A 15,970-nucleotide genomic window follows, 5' to 3' on the forward strand; every position below is an offset into this window, starting at 1 on the left:
TTTCTTAATGAGCGAGGGCTGCTTTTTGCCCGTTTGCCGCTTCTTTATTTTTCGGTTTTGTGTTTGCTTCAAAGGCATACATCACCGCTTCTTCATGACTGAGACCCGCTTGTTTTTGTTCTTCAATGCTTTCAAGCATCATTTTGTAATTTCTCGGAATGACCTTGATGAATTGATCCTTTTCTTGCGCCCAGTTCTCTAGAAGTGCTGATGCTTTTGAGCTGTTTGTATAATCAAGGTGCTCCTGAATCATTTGCTTCACTTCTTGTTCTTCTTCATGATCTGTCAGCTTTTCAAACATGATCATTTCCCTGTTACACATTCTTTTGAACTGCTTCGCATCAGATGTATGCACATAAGCCACACCGCCAGACATACCTGCGCCAAAGTTTTTCCCGACATCCCCTAAAATGACGACACGTCCACCAGTCATATACTCACAGCCGTGATCCCCAATTCCTTCAACGACCACATGTACACCTGAGTTACGAACGGCAAATCGTTCACCTGCACGGCCGTTAATATAAGCCTTTCCGCTTGTTGCGCCGTAAAATGCAACGTTTCCGACAATCACGTTTTCATGTCCATTTTGCACAAAATGATCAGAGGTTTTAACTGCAATTTTCCCCCCGGAGAGTCCTTTGCCGATATAGTCATTTGAGTCACCTGTTAAATATAATGACATGCCCTTTGGCACAAATGCGCCGAAGCTTTGTCCAGCAGAACCAGTAAAACGCAGTGTAATCGTATCCTCTGGCAAGCCTTCTTCCCCGTAGCGCTTAGACACCTCACTGCCGGTGATTGTTCCGGCCACACGATTGATATTTCGGATGTTCAGTGATAGATCAACCGGTGTTTGATGATTCAGTGCTTCCTGTACATAAGGAAGAATTTCATTCATATCTAGTGATTCATCAATTTTATGATTTTGCGGTGTTCTGAACGTTCGCGCCCCTTCTGGTTGATACAGCAGTGTTTCAAGGTTTAGCTGCCCTGCTTTCCAGTGAGCTTTTGCTCGCTCACTAACTGTTAGAACGTCTGTGCGCCCAATTAGTTCATCCATTGATTTAAAGCCAAGCTCAGCCAAGATTTCTCTTACTTCTTCTGCGATAAACATCATGAAGTTCACAATGTGATCAGGGTTACCCATAAATTTTTTGCGAAGCTCTGGATTTTGTGTCGCAACACCGACTGGGCAAGTATCTAAATGGCATGCTCTCATCATCACGCAGCCTAAAACGACTAGTGGAGCTGTCGCAAAGCCGTATTCTTCTGCTCCTAAAATCGCAGCCATGACAACATCACGGCCTGTCATTAGCTTTCCGTCCGTTTCAAGCACCACTCTCTCGCGAAGACCGTTTAAGACAAGGGTTTGATGCGCCTCTGCCAAACCGAGCTCCCAAGGAAGTCCTGTATGCTTAATACTCGTTTTCGGAGAAGCACCAGTGCCGCCATCATAGCCACTGATCACAATGACATCGGCAGTACCTTTTGCTACACCTGCTGCAATCGTGCCAACGCCGGCTTTAGAGACAAGCTTGACACTAATGCGGGCATCACGGTTCGCGTTTTTCAAATCATGGATCAGCTGCGCCAAATCCTCGATCGAATAAATATCATGATGCGGCGGTGGTGAGATCAATCCAACACCTGGCGTAGAGCCTCGTACATCGGCGACCCAAGGATATACTTTATTTCCCGGCAGCTGTCCGCCTTCTCCTGGTTTTGCTCCTTGCGCCATTTTAATTTGCAGTTCATCTGCATTGACCAAGTAATGACTTTTAACCCCAAAGCGGCCAGAAGCAATTTGTTTAATCGCACTTCTGCGATCATCGCCGTGTTCATCTACTGTAAAGCGTGCAGGATCTTCCCCGCCTTCTCCGCTGTTACTTTTACCGCCAATTCGGTTCATGGCAATCGCAAGTGCCTCATGCGCTTCTTTACTTAATGAACCAAATGACATGGCACCCGTCTTAAAGCGGCGCACAATCGATTCAGCAGATTCAACCTCTTCAAGAGAAACTGGCTTTTGTTTTGGATGAAAAGCGAATAGATTTCTAAGGAAGCCAATTCTTTCTTCATCCGCTGCCTTTGTATATTGCTTGAATAGGTCATAATCTTCGTTGCGGCATGCCCACTGAAGCGTATGGATCGTTTTTGGATTAAAGGCATGGTGCTCTCCATTTTTTCTCCACTGGAATTCACTGCCTGATTCAAGTGTTTGATCAGTAGCTGCCTGATACCCTGCTTCATGACGAAGCTTCGCCTCACTAGCTATGGTGTCAAGATCAATTCCGCCCAGCTGCGATGCTGTTCCTGTGAAATATGCCTGAATGACGTCTTCACTAATGCCGACGGCTTCAAAGATTTGTGCTCCTCTATAACTTTGCACAGTGGAAATCCCCACTTTAGACATGACTTTGACTACACCCTCGGTCACACTTTTACCAAACCTTGTGACAGCTTCATCAAAGCTGATAGAGATCGCTTCTTCTGCAATCAGCTGTTTGTACGTTTCATAGACAAGATAAGGGTGGATCGCATCTGCTCCGTAGCCAATGAGTGCAGCGAAATGATGGACTTCTCTGACTTCTCCAGATTCAACGATCAAACTCACTTTTGTTCGTAAGCCTTGACGCACAAGGTGCTGATGAAGTGCACTTAACGCAAGAAGTGGTGGAATCGGCACTTTTTCTTCTGTCATTTCACGATCTGAAAGAATTAATAAAGATACGCCCGCGCGAATGGCTTTTTCCGCTTCTTCAAACATCGCATCAAGTCCGCGCTTTAGATCATCGGTGAAAAGTGTATGAATCGTCTTGCTTTTAAAGGCATTATGAACAATTGTTTTCAAGCCATTAAATTGCCCGCTCGTTAAGACGGGTGTATAAAGTTTAATTCTTCGGCATGAATATTCATTTGGATGTAAAATATCTCCCTCAGCGCCTAACCAAGTCATGGTTGATGTAACAAGCTGCTCACGAATCGCATCAATCGGTGGATTCGTCACTTGCGCAAAGAGCTGTTTGAAATAGTTAAACAGAGACTGCGCACGATCTGATAACACAGCAAGCGGTGTGTCACTTCCCATTGAACCAATTGGGTCCTTGCCTTCCTCTAGTAAAGGAATTAAATATTTTTGAATGTCTTCGTACGTATAATGGAACGCACGCTGACGTGTCAATAAATCATCCATTATACTAGAATTTTCTGAATTTTCTTCCGAGCGATTGACGTGGACCATTTCTTCATCGAGCCATTTTTGATACGGAAGTTCATTCGCAATCGTTGATTTCACTTCTTCATCAGAAATAATTCGCCCTTCTTCTAAATCGATTAACAGCATTTTGCCTGGCTCAAGGCGGTCTTTATATTTAACATCTTCTTCATTTGTATCAATGACGCCGACTTCAGAAGAGAAAATGATATGATCATCATTTGTGACATAGTATCTTGCCGGTCTTAAACCGTTTCGGTCTAAGATAGCCCCGATTTGCTTCCCGTCCGTAAAGGAAATGGCTGTTGGTCCATCCCACGGCTCCATGAGAGAGCTATGATATTCATAAAATGCCCGTTTCTCTTTTGACATGTGCGTGTTTTCAGTCCAAGGCTCAGGAATAAGCATCATGGCTGTATGAGCAGGTGTACGACCTGCGAGCACAAAGAATTCAAAGGCATTGTCTAAAATGGATGAATCACTTCCGTCTGCATTCAGCACTGGTAAAATCTTGTCTAAATCGTCTCCAAAGGCTTCAGACACGAATTGTTGTTCTCTTGCTCTCATCCAATTGATGTTTCCTCTTAATGTGTTGATTTCTCCGTTGTGAATCAAGTAACGGTTTGGATGGGCTCTTTCCCATGTAGGAAATGTATTTGTACTAAATCTTGAATGAACAAGTGAAAATGCAGAAACAAATGTTTCATCCTGTAGATCAAGATAAAAAGCATCGACTTGATCTGATGTTAAAAGCCCCTTGTATACAATGGTTTGACTCGACAGGCTGACAAAGTAAAATTGTTTTTCCTCTGCTGCTCCCCAGTTTTCAGCCTGTTTACGAATGACATATAATTTTCTTTCAAATGACAAACGATCTGTGACATTGTCGTTTGCTCCGATAAAGACTTGCCTTACAACCGGACAGCTCTTTGCTGCGACCGTACCAATTTTCCCAGCATCGACAGGAACCGTTCTCCAGCCAATTAATGTTTGACCTTCTTGCTTAATGAACCCGTTGATTTTCTGTTCGATGGCTTGACGCGTTTTTTCGTCATCATCTTTTGAAAAGAAAACCATTCCTACCCCGTAACGGCCCTTTTCAGGAAGTGCAAATTCTTTGCAGCTTTTTCTAAAGAAAGCGTCTGGCAGTTGTACCATTAAACCGGCACCATCACCTGTATACGGATCACTGCCTTGCCCGCCGCGGTGATCAAGCTGGCATAGCATTTGTAATCCCTTTTTGACGATGCTATGTGTCGCCTCCCCTTTTAAATGGGCGTACAGTCCGATTCCACATGCATCATGTTCAAATTCAGGACGGTAGAGACCTTGTGGTTGTGGTAGTTGATTATAAGTCATCGTTTCTCTCCCCCGTTTAAAAGATCCGTTTTTTCACAGTAATAAAATCTCACAAACTCTGTAACTTATTTTAAGTTTTCAAATTAATATAAACAATATATAATTTAGATCAAAACAATCTCTTTTTGAGATAGATGGGTGTGAAGTGCAAAAATGGAGCTTCGTCAGTTACGTTATTTTGTAGAAGTCGCAGACCGTGAACACGTGTCAGAAGCGGCTGAAAACCTACATGTTGCTCAATCTGCCATCAGCCGGCAGATTGCCAATTTAGAAGAAGAACTTGGAGTCGCTTTATTCGAACGAGAAGGTCGAAATATTAAATTAACGAAAATCGGCAGACAATTTTTAGATCATGTCAGAACTGCACTAAAGGCCATTGATTACGCAAAAGAGCAGGTGGATGAATACTTAGACCCGCACAAAGGGACCGTGAATATTGGCTTTCCTACAAGTCTAGCAAGCCAAGTCCTTCCCTCTGTCATATCCGCATTTAAGCAGGAATATCCAGAGGTCGATTTTTTACTTCGTCAAGGATCCTATAAATTTCTCATTGAAGCTGTAAAAAATCGAGATATTGATCTCGCCTTTTTAGGACCCGTACCGACAAACGATCCTCAAATAGAAGGAAATATTTTGTTTTCAGAAAGCATTTATGCCCTTTTGCCTATTAGCCACCCCTTTAGCGGGCAAAGAAGTATTCATTTAAGTGATTTGAGAAAGGACCATTTCGTTTTATTTCCTGAAGGGTATGTGCTGAGACAAATTGCGGTAGATGCTTGCAAGCAGGCAGGCTATGAGCCAACCATTTCATCTGAAGGAGAAGATTTGGACGCGATTAAAGGTCTCGTATCTGCGGGTATGGGCGTTACCTTATTACCCGAAAGTGCCTTTTATGAAACAACACCACGATTTACAGTGAAAATTCCGATCGATTTCCCGCAAGTGAGAAGAACCGTTGGTATTATCGCATCTAAGTCACGAGAGATGTCTCCATCTGCCCATGATTTCTATGTGTTTGTGAAGGATTTCTTTTCTAAAATTGAACAATATAAATAATTCATTAAAACAAGACATTTCATTTGTAGAAATAATCCCTCTTTGTATATGATGGGTTACAGAACAACAGACTATATGGAAGAAAGGTATTCGTATGAAATCAATTTTATCGTTTTTAAAGCCCTATCGGCTATCCGTTGTGTCCATTGTCATCCTCACCTTTTTAAGCAGTATGCTCCAGCTGTATTTACCGACTTTGACGGCAGATATTGTCGATGTTGGAATCGTACAAGGAGATATCGCTTATATATGGAAGGTTGGCGGCTGGATGGTGGCCTGTTCTTTACTTGCCATCTTGCTGACGATTTGGAAGTCTTACCTGTCATCAAAAACTGCCCTTGGCTTCGGGCGTGATATGAGAAGACAGCTGTTCGTGCATGTCGAACGATTTTCACTAGAAGAATTTCAAAAGATCGGGACGTCTTCCTTTATTACAAGGTCAACAAATGATGTGAAGCAAGTCCAAGATGTCACGATCATGATTTTACAAATGATGACGAGAGCTCCTCTTATGCTTGTAGGCGGAATTATTTTAGCTGTCTCTCGAGATGCTGTCCTGTCTCTTATCTTTTTAGCAGCCCTCCCCCTGCTTGGCGGGTTTATCTATTTCGTTTCAAGAAAAGCCATCCCGTTATTCGGACAGCTTCAGAAAAAAACGGACCGCCTGAATTTAATTATGAGAGAATCTCTTTCAGGCATCCGGGTCATTCGAGCTTTTAACCGTGTCGATGATGAAAAGGAGCGTTTTCAAGAAGCCAATACCTCCTATAAGGATACGGGTCTCAAGGTCAACCGGTTAATGGCTTACCTGTTTCCATTTATGCTGATCATTATGAACTTCACGAATATTGGCATTGTCTGGCTTGGTGCAAACCGAATTAATGCCGGAGAGATGGAGGTTGGCAATCTTATTGCCTTCATTCAATATGCGATGATGATTTTAATGGCGCTTATTATGCTATCGATGAGCTTTATTATGGTGCCAAGAGCACAGGCATCAGCTAAACGTATGAATGAAGTGTTAAACATGGAACCGAAGATTAAAGACAAAGAACAGTCTGTTACAGAGCTTCAACAACCCGCACAATCCATTCGCTTTGAGGATGTGTCATTTTATTACTCAAATGCTGAAAAACCGGTCGTTCAAGACATTACGTTTGAAGCCAAAACTGGCGAAACGACTGCTATCATCGGAAGTACGGGTTCTGGGAAAACAACTCTCCTCCAGCTGATGACGCGCTTTTACGAAGCTACAGAAGGACGGATTACACTAGATGGTGTAGATATCAGAGAGCTGCCTCAGGAGAAACTAAGAAGTCAGATGGGCTATGTCGCTCAAAAAGCTGTTTTATTCAGTGGAACCATTGCCGATAATGTGCGCTTTGGCCGGCAGGATGCAAGCGAGGAAGACATATGGCAGGCGCTGCGAACCGCACAGGCTGAAGACTTTGTTTTGCAAAAAGATGGCGGGATCCATGCAGAGATCGACCAAGGTGGTTCCAATCTATCTGGTGGACAAAAGCAGCGGCTTTCCATTGCAAGAGCACTTGTTAGAAAGCCTTCATTCTATCTGTTTGATGATAGTTTCTCTGCACTTGATTACAAGACGGATGCAAAGCTTCGAGCAGCATTAGAAGCCGAAAAGGAGCACGCAGCCCTCATTATTGTCGCTCAAAGAATCAGCACAGTAAAGCATAGCGATAAAATCATTGTGCTAGATGAAGGAAAAATCGCAGGTATCGGAACACATGAACAATTACTGAAGGACAATCTTGTGTATCAAGAAATTGTCGCATCACAGGAAGGTCAGGAGGTGGAGCAAGGATGAGTAAGAAAATGTCTTCCGGCATGGGCCATAAAGGCGGTCACCCTAGGGGGCCGGTCGCAAAACCGAAGGAATTCAAAAAGACACTTCTTCGGTTGACTGGGTATTTAAAACCGAGGAAATTTCAGCTGATGATGGTCCTGATTGCAGCGATCGGTTCAACCGTCTTTAGCGTCATTAGTCCAAAGCTGCTCGGGGATGCCACCTCTTCTCTATTTGAAAGCTTTACACAAGGAACAGCCGTTCAATTTGATGTGATTTCACGCATTTTATTGCTGCTTGTCCTCTTATATGTCGTGGCCTCTCTCTTTTCATTCGTTCAGCAATACGTGATGGCGGGTGTTTCCCAAGAGACGATTGCTGAGTTACGACAAGAGGCAAGTGACAAGCTCACACGTCTCCCCCTTCGTTATTTTGATAAAACCACTCATGGGGACACGCTGAGCCGTGTGATGAACGATATCGACAATATTAATACATCGCTTCAGCAGGCACTCACCCAGGTGATCACATCTGTTATTACGGTCATTGGAATTGTCGTCATGATGCTTTTCATTAGTCCGCTGCTTACCTTGCTTGTTTGTTTGACGCTGCCACTTAGTCTATTTGCGATTCGCGGCATCACGTCATTTTCTCAAAAGCATTTTAAAGCGCAGCAAAAAGAGCTTGGGATGATCAATGGACATATAAATGAAATGTTCACAGGACATCAGACCGTTCGTGCGTACGGCTATGAAAAGAAAGCGATTGATACCTTTGATCAATTAAACGAAAAACTGTATGAATCATCTAGGAAAGCACAGTTTATCTCCGGTTTAATGATGCCAATGATGACCTTTATCGGGAACCTTGGCTATGTGGCAGTAAGTGTGGCCGGCGGTATTCTTGTCATTAACGGGAATATTCGTGTTGGGGACGTGCAGGCGTTTATTCAATACACGCAGCAAATGTCGCAGCCGCTTGTGCAAGCATCAAGTGTCGCAAACTTAGTTCAATCAGCGATTGCTTCTGCTGAAAGGGTGTTTGAAATCCTGGATGAGGAAGAAGAAAGTGCTGAAGAGGATGCGGCAATTGATCTTGAATCACTTTCAGGCGATGTGACCTTTGAACAAGTTCAATTTGGATATGAGAAAGATCATCCGATTATTAAACATTTGAATTTGCATGTTCAAGAAGGACAAACGGTTGCCATCGTCGGACCAACAGGCGCGGGAAAAACAACCATTATCAATCTTTTAATGCGTTTTTATGAGTTGGATCAAGGCTCCATTCGCATTGGCGGCGTCAAAACAACGGACCTTAGCCGTCAGCAAGTACGGGACTTATTTGCGATGGTTCTTCAGGATACGTGGCTTTTTGAAGGAACGATTTACGACAATATTGCCTATGGCAGGCAGCACGTCACAAAAGAGGATGTCATGAAAGCCGCGAAACATGCCTATGCAGATGATTTCATCCGCACGCTTCCAGACGGATATGACACACTCCTAACAGAAGATGCTGGCAACCTATCACAAGGTCAGCGTCAGCTCTTAACTATCGCCCGTGCGATTTTATCTGATCCAAAGATTTTGATATTAGATGAAGCGACGAGCAGTGTCGATACGCGGACAGAGATGCACATTCAAAAAGCAATGAATGAACTGATGAAAGGCAGAACGAGCTTCGTTATTGCACACAGGCTCTCGACGATCAAAGATGCCGACCTCATTTTAGTCATGAAAGATGGCTCGATCATTGAAAAAGGAACTCACAGTGAACTTTTGAAAGAAAAAGGCTTCTATGCTGACTTATATATGAGTCAATTTGCCGAACATCAAGTGGGGTAAAATCAAAAAAGAGGAAAGACAGCATGGAAAAATGCGTGTCGATCCTCTTTTTTTAATCTGCTTGTTTTTTCACTTTTACACTCAGTTTTGTCATATACTCTGCTTCATTTTTAGACATGAGCGAATGAAGCAAATACTCCTCAAATACATCTCCATCCACCACCATGTTCTCTTTTTCGATTCCATCTAACAGCTGTAAATAGGCTGATTCGAGCTCTTCATATGTTCCTTGGTCATACATCACCGCATAGATACCAGCAGGTTTTTTAACTGCACCTGGTCCTTCCATTCGGCAAAACAGCACATCTGACTGATGAAAGTTACGCTGAAGAAATTGCTCTTTTTTTAACACAGAACCATTTGCCGCAGCACCTTTAATGCCAACCTCCTTTAGAAATTCTCCTACAATACGAGAGATTTCTTCTATTGGCGTGCTTAAATCTATCGGGTGTGATGCACTTAGTACGACCGGTTCTTCTGGCAGTTCTTGAAACAAGACCTCCCCTGTTTTCACAGATGATAATTCATTCGTCGTCTCAATCACGCGCAAAAGAAAAGACTGGATATCCTGCAGTTTTTCAATCTCCTGCTTGACCTTTTCAACTTGTTCGGTCGCAAGGCTTTGCAGTCTGTCCCGGGAAGGCTCTGTGAAATATTGTTTTAACTCTTTAATAGGAAATTGAACAGCTCGAAGGGATTGAATGGCGATAAAGTGATCAAATTGCTCGAGTGTATAGTAACGGTATCCATTTTCATGGACACCAGCCGGCTTAAATAAATCGATTTTATCATAATAAAGCAGTGTATCTTTTTTGACATCAAATAACTTGGCAAATTCCCCAGTGAAAAACGTTTTTTGTACCTCATTCATCATGATTAGGGCTCCTCTCTTGACTATGGAGTTACTCCATCCTTTATGATAACATGCAGAAAGACCACTTCTGTGGAGAAAGGATATAAAAATGAACAAAATATCTCAACATCAAGTCACATTATCACTTGCAAAAAAAGAGGACTTCCCTTCCATGAAAAAGGAGTTACAGGAGGCGTTTACAGCTGGCGTGATCGAGGCGTTTGGCGATGCAAAAGGTGGACCGATTCCTCCAGATGAAGCAATAGATGAATCTTTTCATGCGAATGGAAACACTGTTTATCATATTTTACTAAATGGCGAAAAAGCTGGCGGCGTTGTATTAAACATCAACCCACAAACACATCACAACTCGGTTGACTTGCTATACATCTCTTCATCCTCACACAGCCGGGGCATTGGTCAGACAGCATGGAAAGCCATTGAGGCGCAATATCCAGAAACGATCGTATGGGAGGTGGTGACCCCCTATTTTGAAAAACGCAACATTCATTTCTATGTCAATAAATGCGGGTTTCAAATTGTTGAGTTCTATCACTTACACCACCCAGACCCAAACACCCCTCGCGAAGCTGATCAAGAAAACGTGCCTTTAGCACCTGAGGAATTTGAATTCTTTAAATTTGAGAAAGTCATGAAAAAAGAGTGTGCAAACAAATGAAAGGTTAAAAAACTCCCTGGAGAGCTTTTAGATTGTTGACTAAGGGCTTCAGATAGCCCTTTGTCTACTTTTTTAAGTTATGTCAGCACTTTAGCATCGTCTTCTATAAAGTCTTTTCGATATATTGATGAGTTAATTTATTCCCCTCTCTTCTCTATTTATTCATCATACACTAAAAAAACACTACCCCATGAAAAAAGGTAGTGTTTTTAACATTCATTCTCAGTCTCTAATCTGACCATCACCAGATAGAAGCAGCTTAGTTGTCGTAAGTGCAGGCAGTCCCATTGGCCCTCTTGCATGTAGCTTTTGAGTGGAGATCCCAATTTCAGCCCCATAACCCAGTGCGCCGCCGTCTGTAAAGCGGGTAGATGCGTTATGGTAAACAGCCGCCGCATCGACTTCGTTTAGAAACATTTGTGCATTTTTTTCATCTTCTGTCACGATGGCTTCCGAATGTTTGGTTCCGTACTGATCGATATGGCTGATCGCTTCCTCGATTGAATCAACAACTTTCACCGCAAGATCAAGACTTAAATATTCATCTGTCCAATCCACTTCCTCCGCAGGAACCGCTTCAGAAAAGAAGGATTGTGCGCCTTGATCTCCATGAACAGTGACATGATGCTGAAGCAATGCTTCATTTAATTCAGCCCCATTCTCTTTCAGCCAATCGCGATGAATGATCAGAGTCTCAATCGCATTACAAACAGCCGGGCGATTTGTTTTCGCATTAATCACAATCTCAATGGCTTTTTTCACATTCGCTGTTTGATCAATAAAGACATGGCAGTTCCCTGTCCCTGTTTCAAGAACTGGAATGGTCGATTCTTCTACAACGGTTTTGATTAAAGACGCGCCGCCTCGCGGAATTAAGACATCAATCCATTCTTTTAGATGAAACATCGCTTGAACCGATGAACGGTCTGTTTGTTCAATAAACTGTACCGCATCACGAGGAATCTTTGTTTGATCTAATGCGTCATGAATGACGCTGACAATGGCTTTGTTGGAAGAAATAGCGGAGGAACCGCCTTTTAAAATCACTGAATTGCCTGCCTTGAGGGCAAGCCCTGCTGCATCGACAGTGACATTCGGTCTCGCTTCATAGATCATACCAATCACGCCGAGCGGTACTCTTTGGCTTTTCACATGTAAGCCGTTTTCAAGAGTCCATTCATCCAATATTTCTCCAACAGGATCTGTTAATCTCGTCACAAGCCGCAAGCTTTCAGCAAACTCATGAATTCGTTCTTCATTTAACATTAATCGATCCATCAATGCCTCTGAGAAGCCCTTTTCTTTCCCTGCCTCTAAATCCTTTTGATTTTCCTTTAAAATGAAACTGCTCTGCTGCTCTAACGCTTCTGCTATTTTTAGCAGCGCCTCATTCTTTTCCTCTGTTTGAAGTAAACCTAGTTTTTTTGAAACGTGCTTTGCTTTTTTTGCTTTTTCTTTGACCGATGTGACAACTTCAGCTGTCAGTGTCATGAAATTCCTCCCTTATGGTTAGCAAACTGGTATAGATAAATCTAAATGACAAACAAACGCTTCAAGATCGACGACATGAACCACTTCATCTTGTAACAAGTTACTGCTCAGTGCGAGTTCGTCAGACGGATAATTCACAATGCCAAGTCCAATTTCTCTTCCATCTTGATCTAAAATACGGACGACATCGCCTTTTTTAAACGAACCCTTTACATCTACAATGCCATCGGAATCAAGGCTTTTCTCACGGTGCATGAGGTTCTCCTGTGATTTCTTTTGAACAACGATTTCGCCTTTAGGTCCAGAATGAAAGGCAATCCACTGCTTTTTATAATTCAGCGGCGCTAAATTTTCATCAGCTGTAAAATAAGTGCCGTCCTCTGTGCCATTGATCGCTTTGTCTAAAATGTGAGGCGTATCCGCTTTTCCTAGGAAACCGTTAATGCCTGCGGCCATTGAAATTTTAAAGGCGTCGAGCTTTGATTTCATTCCGCCTGTGCCCACGCTACTTCCTGCATCTCCAGCCGCTGCTTCGATGTCTTCTGTAATCTCTGTGACTTCAAGAATTCTCTTCGCATTTGGGTTTGTATGCGGGTTATCTTCATATAGGCCATCAATATCAGATAAAATGGCAAGGAAATCCGCATCAATGAGTCCAGCTACTTTTGCAGACAATGTATCGTTATCTCCGAATTTCAAGCGATTGATCGTCACTGTATCATTCTCATTAATAATGGGAATGATGCCTCTATCCAATAACACATTCATCGTATTTCGCACATTTTGATAGCGCGTTTCATCTGAAAAATCACTTCTTGTGATTAAGAGCTGTGAGGCAATATAGCCGTGCGATAAAAATAAAGTAGAATAAGATTCCATTAAAAGTCCTTGCCCTATTGAGGCAGATGCCTGTTTTTCCGGCAGTGTTTTCGGTCTATCGATAAATCCTAGTTTTCGGTAACCAGCTGCAACCGCACCAGATGAAACCAAAATGACTTCGTGTCCTTCATCTTTCAGTTTCACAATTTGATTGACGAGGTTTTCTAATTTTTTTAAACTAATCTCACCTTGAAAGCTAGTAAGAGAGCTGCTTCCAATTTTCACAACAATTCGTTTTCTCTCTTTATCTGCGTACACCTTATCACTCCTGTACATGAGCTCTATTTATATAGATACTTTTTGTTTTTGCTGCTTGCTTATCTCTTTTGAACGATTGGCAGCATGTTTGACGGCCTGCTTGATCGCTTCTCCTCCGCCAAAATCATCTAATGCATTCAGTCCTGCAGCAGTTGTTCCATTCGGTGACGTAATTTTTTCTCTTAGGACAGAAGGGGTTTCAGCTGTTTCTTGCAGCATTTTCGCTGCGCCAAGCAGTGTCTGTGCACCAATCTGGCGAGACATTTCCTTAGATAAACCTGCTTCTTCCCCTGCTTCTTCGATTTTTTCCATTAAAAAATAAAAATAGGCTGGCCCGCTTCCGGCAATTCCTGTGAAAATATCCATTTGCTCTTCCTGAATGGTATAGACTTCTCCCATTTCAGATAAAAGGGCCTGACTCATGCTCACATGTTCATTTTTTACATAACGTCCAGCAGATAAAGCGGTCGCTGAAGCCCCAATTGTGCTTGACGTATTTGGCATTACCCGCATAACGGGCTGCCCTTCATGCAGCATGTCTTCAATATACGATTGCTTAACACCTGCAAGGACAGACAAGATCAGCTGATCTGGCTGAATATGTGGTTTTAATGATTCAAGTGCTGTTTCAGCATCCTTTGGCTTCATGGCCAGGATCAAGATATCCATTTCTTCAAAAGGCAATGAATCCATTGCGGGTGTTTGTATCCCGTATCGTTTCGTTAGTTCATTCAATCGAAGTTGATTTTTTCTGTTTGTGGCGTAAATTTGGTCTAGCGGCATCTGTCCTGATCGCACAATCCCTGCAATCATTCCCTCCGCCATAGAACCTGCTCCAATGAAAGCCACTTTCTTTTGATCAATGATATTGATCCTCTCCCTTGTTCGGTTTTGTTCGTGTTTTTCGCACGTTAGTTATCGTAACATGATGAGAAATCGTGTCAAGAAAGAGCCAGTGCTTTTCAAAAGTCCCGAATGCACGGTGAACAGCTTGCTGTATGTATGTTAGCTGCGTTTTTTCATTTCAGTAATTTAGATCAAAAGAACTAGTATAATTTGAATCATAGTACCCTTTCGTTCGACTGAATTCACCATTTTATTTTTGGTTTCGGTGACTTCAATTCTATTTTTTAGAAAGCGCTATCATTTTGGAGACTTTCTATTTTCCTATACAATGAATGTGCTTGAATATTCCGATCAGACTATTGACATATTTTAGAAAACATGTCCGTTGAAATGACATTTTACTGGTGATACCGTGAAGGTGAAATCAAGTGAAAAAGGAGCGTTCATAATGAAAGTGAAAGAAAATTACGTCAACGTCATTCCAATGAAAGAAATCCGATCCACGGATGACCTTCTTTTCCCATTCCCTATTTACAATGATTTACGTGCGCAGAGTGATTTGAGATACGATGAGACAAGAAAGTGCTGGGACCTCTTTCGATATGCGGATATTCAGTCCGTTCTAAAGCAGCCAAAAGTGTTCTCTTCACAGCGAGGAAGAAGCACGTCTAAAACGAGCATTTTAACAATGGATCCTCCAAAACATACAAAAATGAGAGCACTCGTGAATAAAGCATTCACGCCAAAGGCAATCAAGCAATTAGAAGAAAAGATCAAAGACCTGACACATGATCTATTAAAACAAGTCAAGGATCAACGTACATTTGATATCGTGCAAGATCTAGCTGCTCCCCTTCCTGTGATGATCATCGCAGAGCTTCTCGGTGCAGAGGTAGAGGACAGAGAGCTGATTAAAAAACATTCTGATGCTCTTGTGGCAGGTGCTAAGGATGAATCAGCACAAGCCATTCAGGCTGTTGTAGACATGCAGAAACGCGCAGAAGAAGAGCTGTCCGTTTATTTTGCCCATTTGATCCAAAAACGAAAGGAAACCCCTGCTGATGACTTGATCTCTCTTCTCATCCAAGCAGAAATCGATGGTGAGCGATTAACGGAAAATGAACTGCTTGGCTTTTGTATTCTCTTACTCGTTGCTGGCAATGAGACAACGACGAATTTAATCACCAATGCAGTACGACTGCTGACAGAGCAGCCGCATATCGCCGAATCAGTGCGCCAAGATCCCTCTCTTATTCCTCAATTGACCGAGGAAACGCTACGTTATTACCCGCCTGTTCAAGCCATTGGGCGAATCGCAGCAGAGGATGTTGAGATCGCAGGCTCACGTATTGAAAAAGGAGACTACCTCATCAGCTGGGTTGCTTCTGCAAATCGTGATGAACGGAAATTCGAAGATCCTGATACGTTCCGCCTTGACCGGAAATCAAATCCACATATGAGCTTTGGCTTTGGCATTCACTTTTGTCTCGGTGCACCGCTTGCCCGCCTCGAAAGCCATATTGCGCTTGACGTTTTACTCCATACGTTTCAAGACATCACCTGTGCCGCAGAAAAGCTAAAGCCCATTCAAAGTACGTTTGTTTTTGGGGTAAAAGAATTTCCTGTACAGGTTACTCGTTTTTAAAAGGCCCTTTTTAGGGGGGGCTTTTTTTTCATT

At 42.7% G+C, this 15,970-nt stretch carries 10 protein-coding genes; 5 read left to right on the plus strand and 5 right to left on the minus strand.

The features are described 5' to 3' along the window. Positions 1–4 precede the first annotated feature (4 nt). Positions 5–4,576, minus strand: coding sequence for a glutamate synthase large subunit (gltB, locus tag IEE86_RS01895; protein WP_191095687.1), 4,572 nt, complete (start codon positions 4,574–4,576; stop codon positions 5–7). A 153-nt stretch (positions 4,577–4,729) separates the two neighbouring features. Here gltB and gltC point away from each other — a divergent pair, with 153 nt between their 5' ends. The 3 genes from gltC to IEE86_RS01910 all read left to right on the plus strand — a co-directional run bounded on the left by gltC (position 4,730) and on the right by IEE86_RS01910 (position 9,286). Next, positions 4,730–5,632, plus strand: coding sequence for a glutamate biosynthesis transcriptional regulator GltC (gltC, locus tag IEE86_RS01900; RefSeq protein WP_191095688.1), 903 nt, complete (start codon positions 4,730–4,732; stop codon positions 5,630–5,632). 94 nt (positions 5,633–5,726) lie between these two features. Next, entirely contained in the window at positions 5,727–7,460 is a 1,734-nt protein-coding gene (locus IEE86_RS01905; protein WP_191095689.1) for an ABC transporter ATP-binding protein, read from the plus strand. Then, positions 7,457–9,286: an ABC transporter ATP-binding protein gene (locus tag IEE86_RS01910; protein WP_191095690.1), complete on the plus strand. Its 1,830-nt coding sequence runs from the start codon at positions 7,457–7,459 to the stop codon at positions 9,284–9,286. The genes IEE86_RS01905 and IEE86_RS01910 overlap by 4 nt, the downstream gene beginning before the upstream one ends. A gap of 52 nt (positions 9,287–9,338) precedes the next feature. On the opposite strand, the gene IEE86_RS01915 is transcribed toward IEE86_RS01910, so the two are convergent. After that, positions 9,339–10,160 (minus strand): MerR family transcriptional regulator, encoded by an 822-nt coding sequence (locus IEE86_RS01915; RefSeq protein ID WP_191095691.1) that lies wholly within the window; start codon positions 10,158–10,160, stop codon positions 9,339–9,341. An 88-nt stretch (positions 10,161–10,248) separates the two neighbouring features. Between IEE86_RS01915 and IEE86_RS01920 the strand changes: the two genes are divergently transcribed. Next, the gene (locus tag IEE86_RS01920) at positions 10,249–10,818 is read left to right on the plus strand and encodes a GNAT family N-acetyltransferase (RefSeq protein ID WP_191095692.1); all 570 of its coding nucleotides are present in this window, start codon (positions 10,249–10,251) and stop codon (positions 10,816–10,818) included. Between the two features lie 222 nt (positions 10,819–11,040). On the opposite strand, the gene IEE86_RS01925 is transcribed toward IEE86_RS01920, so the two are convergent. Genes IEE86_RS01925 through proC form a run of 3 tightly spaced genes read right to left on the minus strand, consistent with a single transcriptional unit; the run spans position 11,041 to position 14,271 of the window. Continuing rightward, the gene (locus tag IEE86_RS01925) at positions 11,041–12,309 is read right to left on the minus strand and encodes a glutamate-5-semialdehyde dehydrogenase (RefSeq protein ID WP_191095693.1); all 1,269 of its coding nucleotides are present in this window, start codon (positions 12,307–12,309) and stop codon (positions 11,041–11,043) included. Positions 12,310–12,327: 18 nt separating this feature from the next. Continuing rightward, positions 12,328–13,446: a glutamate 5-kinase gene (gene proB / locus IEE86_RS01930; protein WP_191095694.1), complete on the minus strand. Its 1,119-nt coding sequence runs from the start codon at positions 13,444–13,446 to the stop codon at positions 12,328–12,330. A gap of 27 nt (positions 13,447–13,473) precedes the next feature. Next, positions 13,474–14,271 carry a pyrroline-5-carboxylate reductase gene (gene proC / locus IEE86_RS01935; RefSeq protein WP_224740731.1) on the minus strand — a complete coding sequence of 266 codons (798 nt, stop codon included), beginning with the start codon at positions 14,269–14,271 and terminating at the stop codon, positions 13,474–13,476. Positions 14,272–14,740: 469 nt separating this feature from the next. On the opposite strand from proC, the gene IEE86_RS01940 reads away from it, so the two are divergent. Continuing rightward, on the plus strand, positions 14,741–15,937 hold the full coding sequence (locus IEE86_RS01940; protein WP_191095695.1) for a cytochrome P450: 1,197 nt from the start codon (positions 14,741–14,743) through the stop codon (positions 15,935–15,937). Positions 15,938–15,970: the final 33 nt, after the last annotated feature.

The organism is Bacillus crepusculi (assembly GCF_014764715.1).
GTDB lineage: Bacteria > Bacillota > Bacilli > Bacillales > Bacillaceae > Bacillus.

What these genes read in the sequence shown, in the direction of transcription:
- IEE86_RS01915 (WP_191095691.1), bottom strand. Translation starts at nt 10,160, where the DNA reads ATGATGAATGAGGTACAAAAAACGTTTTTCACTGGGGAATTTGCCAAG.
- IEE86_RS01925 (WP_191095693.1), bottom strand. Translation starts at nt 12,309, where the DNA reads ATGACACTGACAGCTGAAGTTGTCACATCGGTCAAAGAAAAAGCAAAA.
- proC (WP_224740731.1), bottom strand. Translation starts at nt 14,271, where the DNA reads ATGGCGGAGGGAATGATTGCAGGGATTGTGCGATCAGGACAGATGCCG.
- gltC (WP_191095688.1), top strand. Translation starts at nt 4,730, where the DNA reads ATGGAGCTTCGTCAGTTACGTTATTTTGTAGAAGTCGCAGACCGTGAA.
- IEE86_RS01910 (WP_191095690.1), top strand. Translation starts at nt 7,457, where the DNA reads ATGAGTAAGAAAATGTCTTCCGGCATGGGCCATAAAGGCGGTCACCCT.
- IEE86_RS01920 (WP_191095692.1), top strand. Translation starts at nt 10,249, where the DNA reads ATGAACAAAATATCTCAACATCAAGTCACATTATCACTTGCAAAAAAA.
- gltB (WP_191095687.1), bottom strand. Translation starts at nt 4,576, where the DNA reads ATGACTTATAATCAACTACCACAACCACAAGGTCTCTACCGTCCTGAA.
- IEE86_RS01905 (WP_191095689.1), top strand. Translation starts at nt 5,727, where the DNA reads ATGAAATCAATTTTATCGTTTTTAAAGCCCTATCGGCTATCCGTTGTG.
- IEE86_RS01940 (WP_191095695.1), top strand. Translation starts at nt 14,741, where the DNA reads ATGAAAGTGAAAGAAAATTACGTCAACGTCATTCCAATGAAAGAAATC.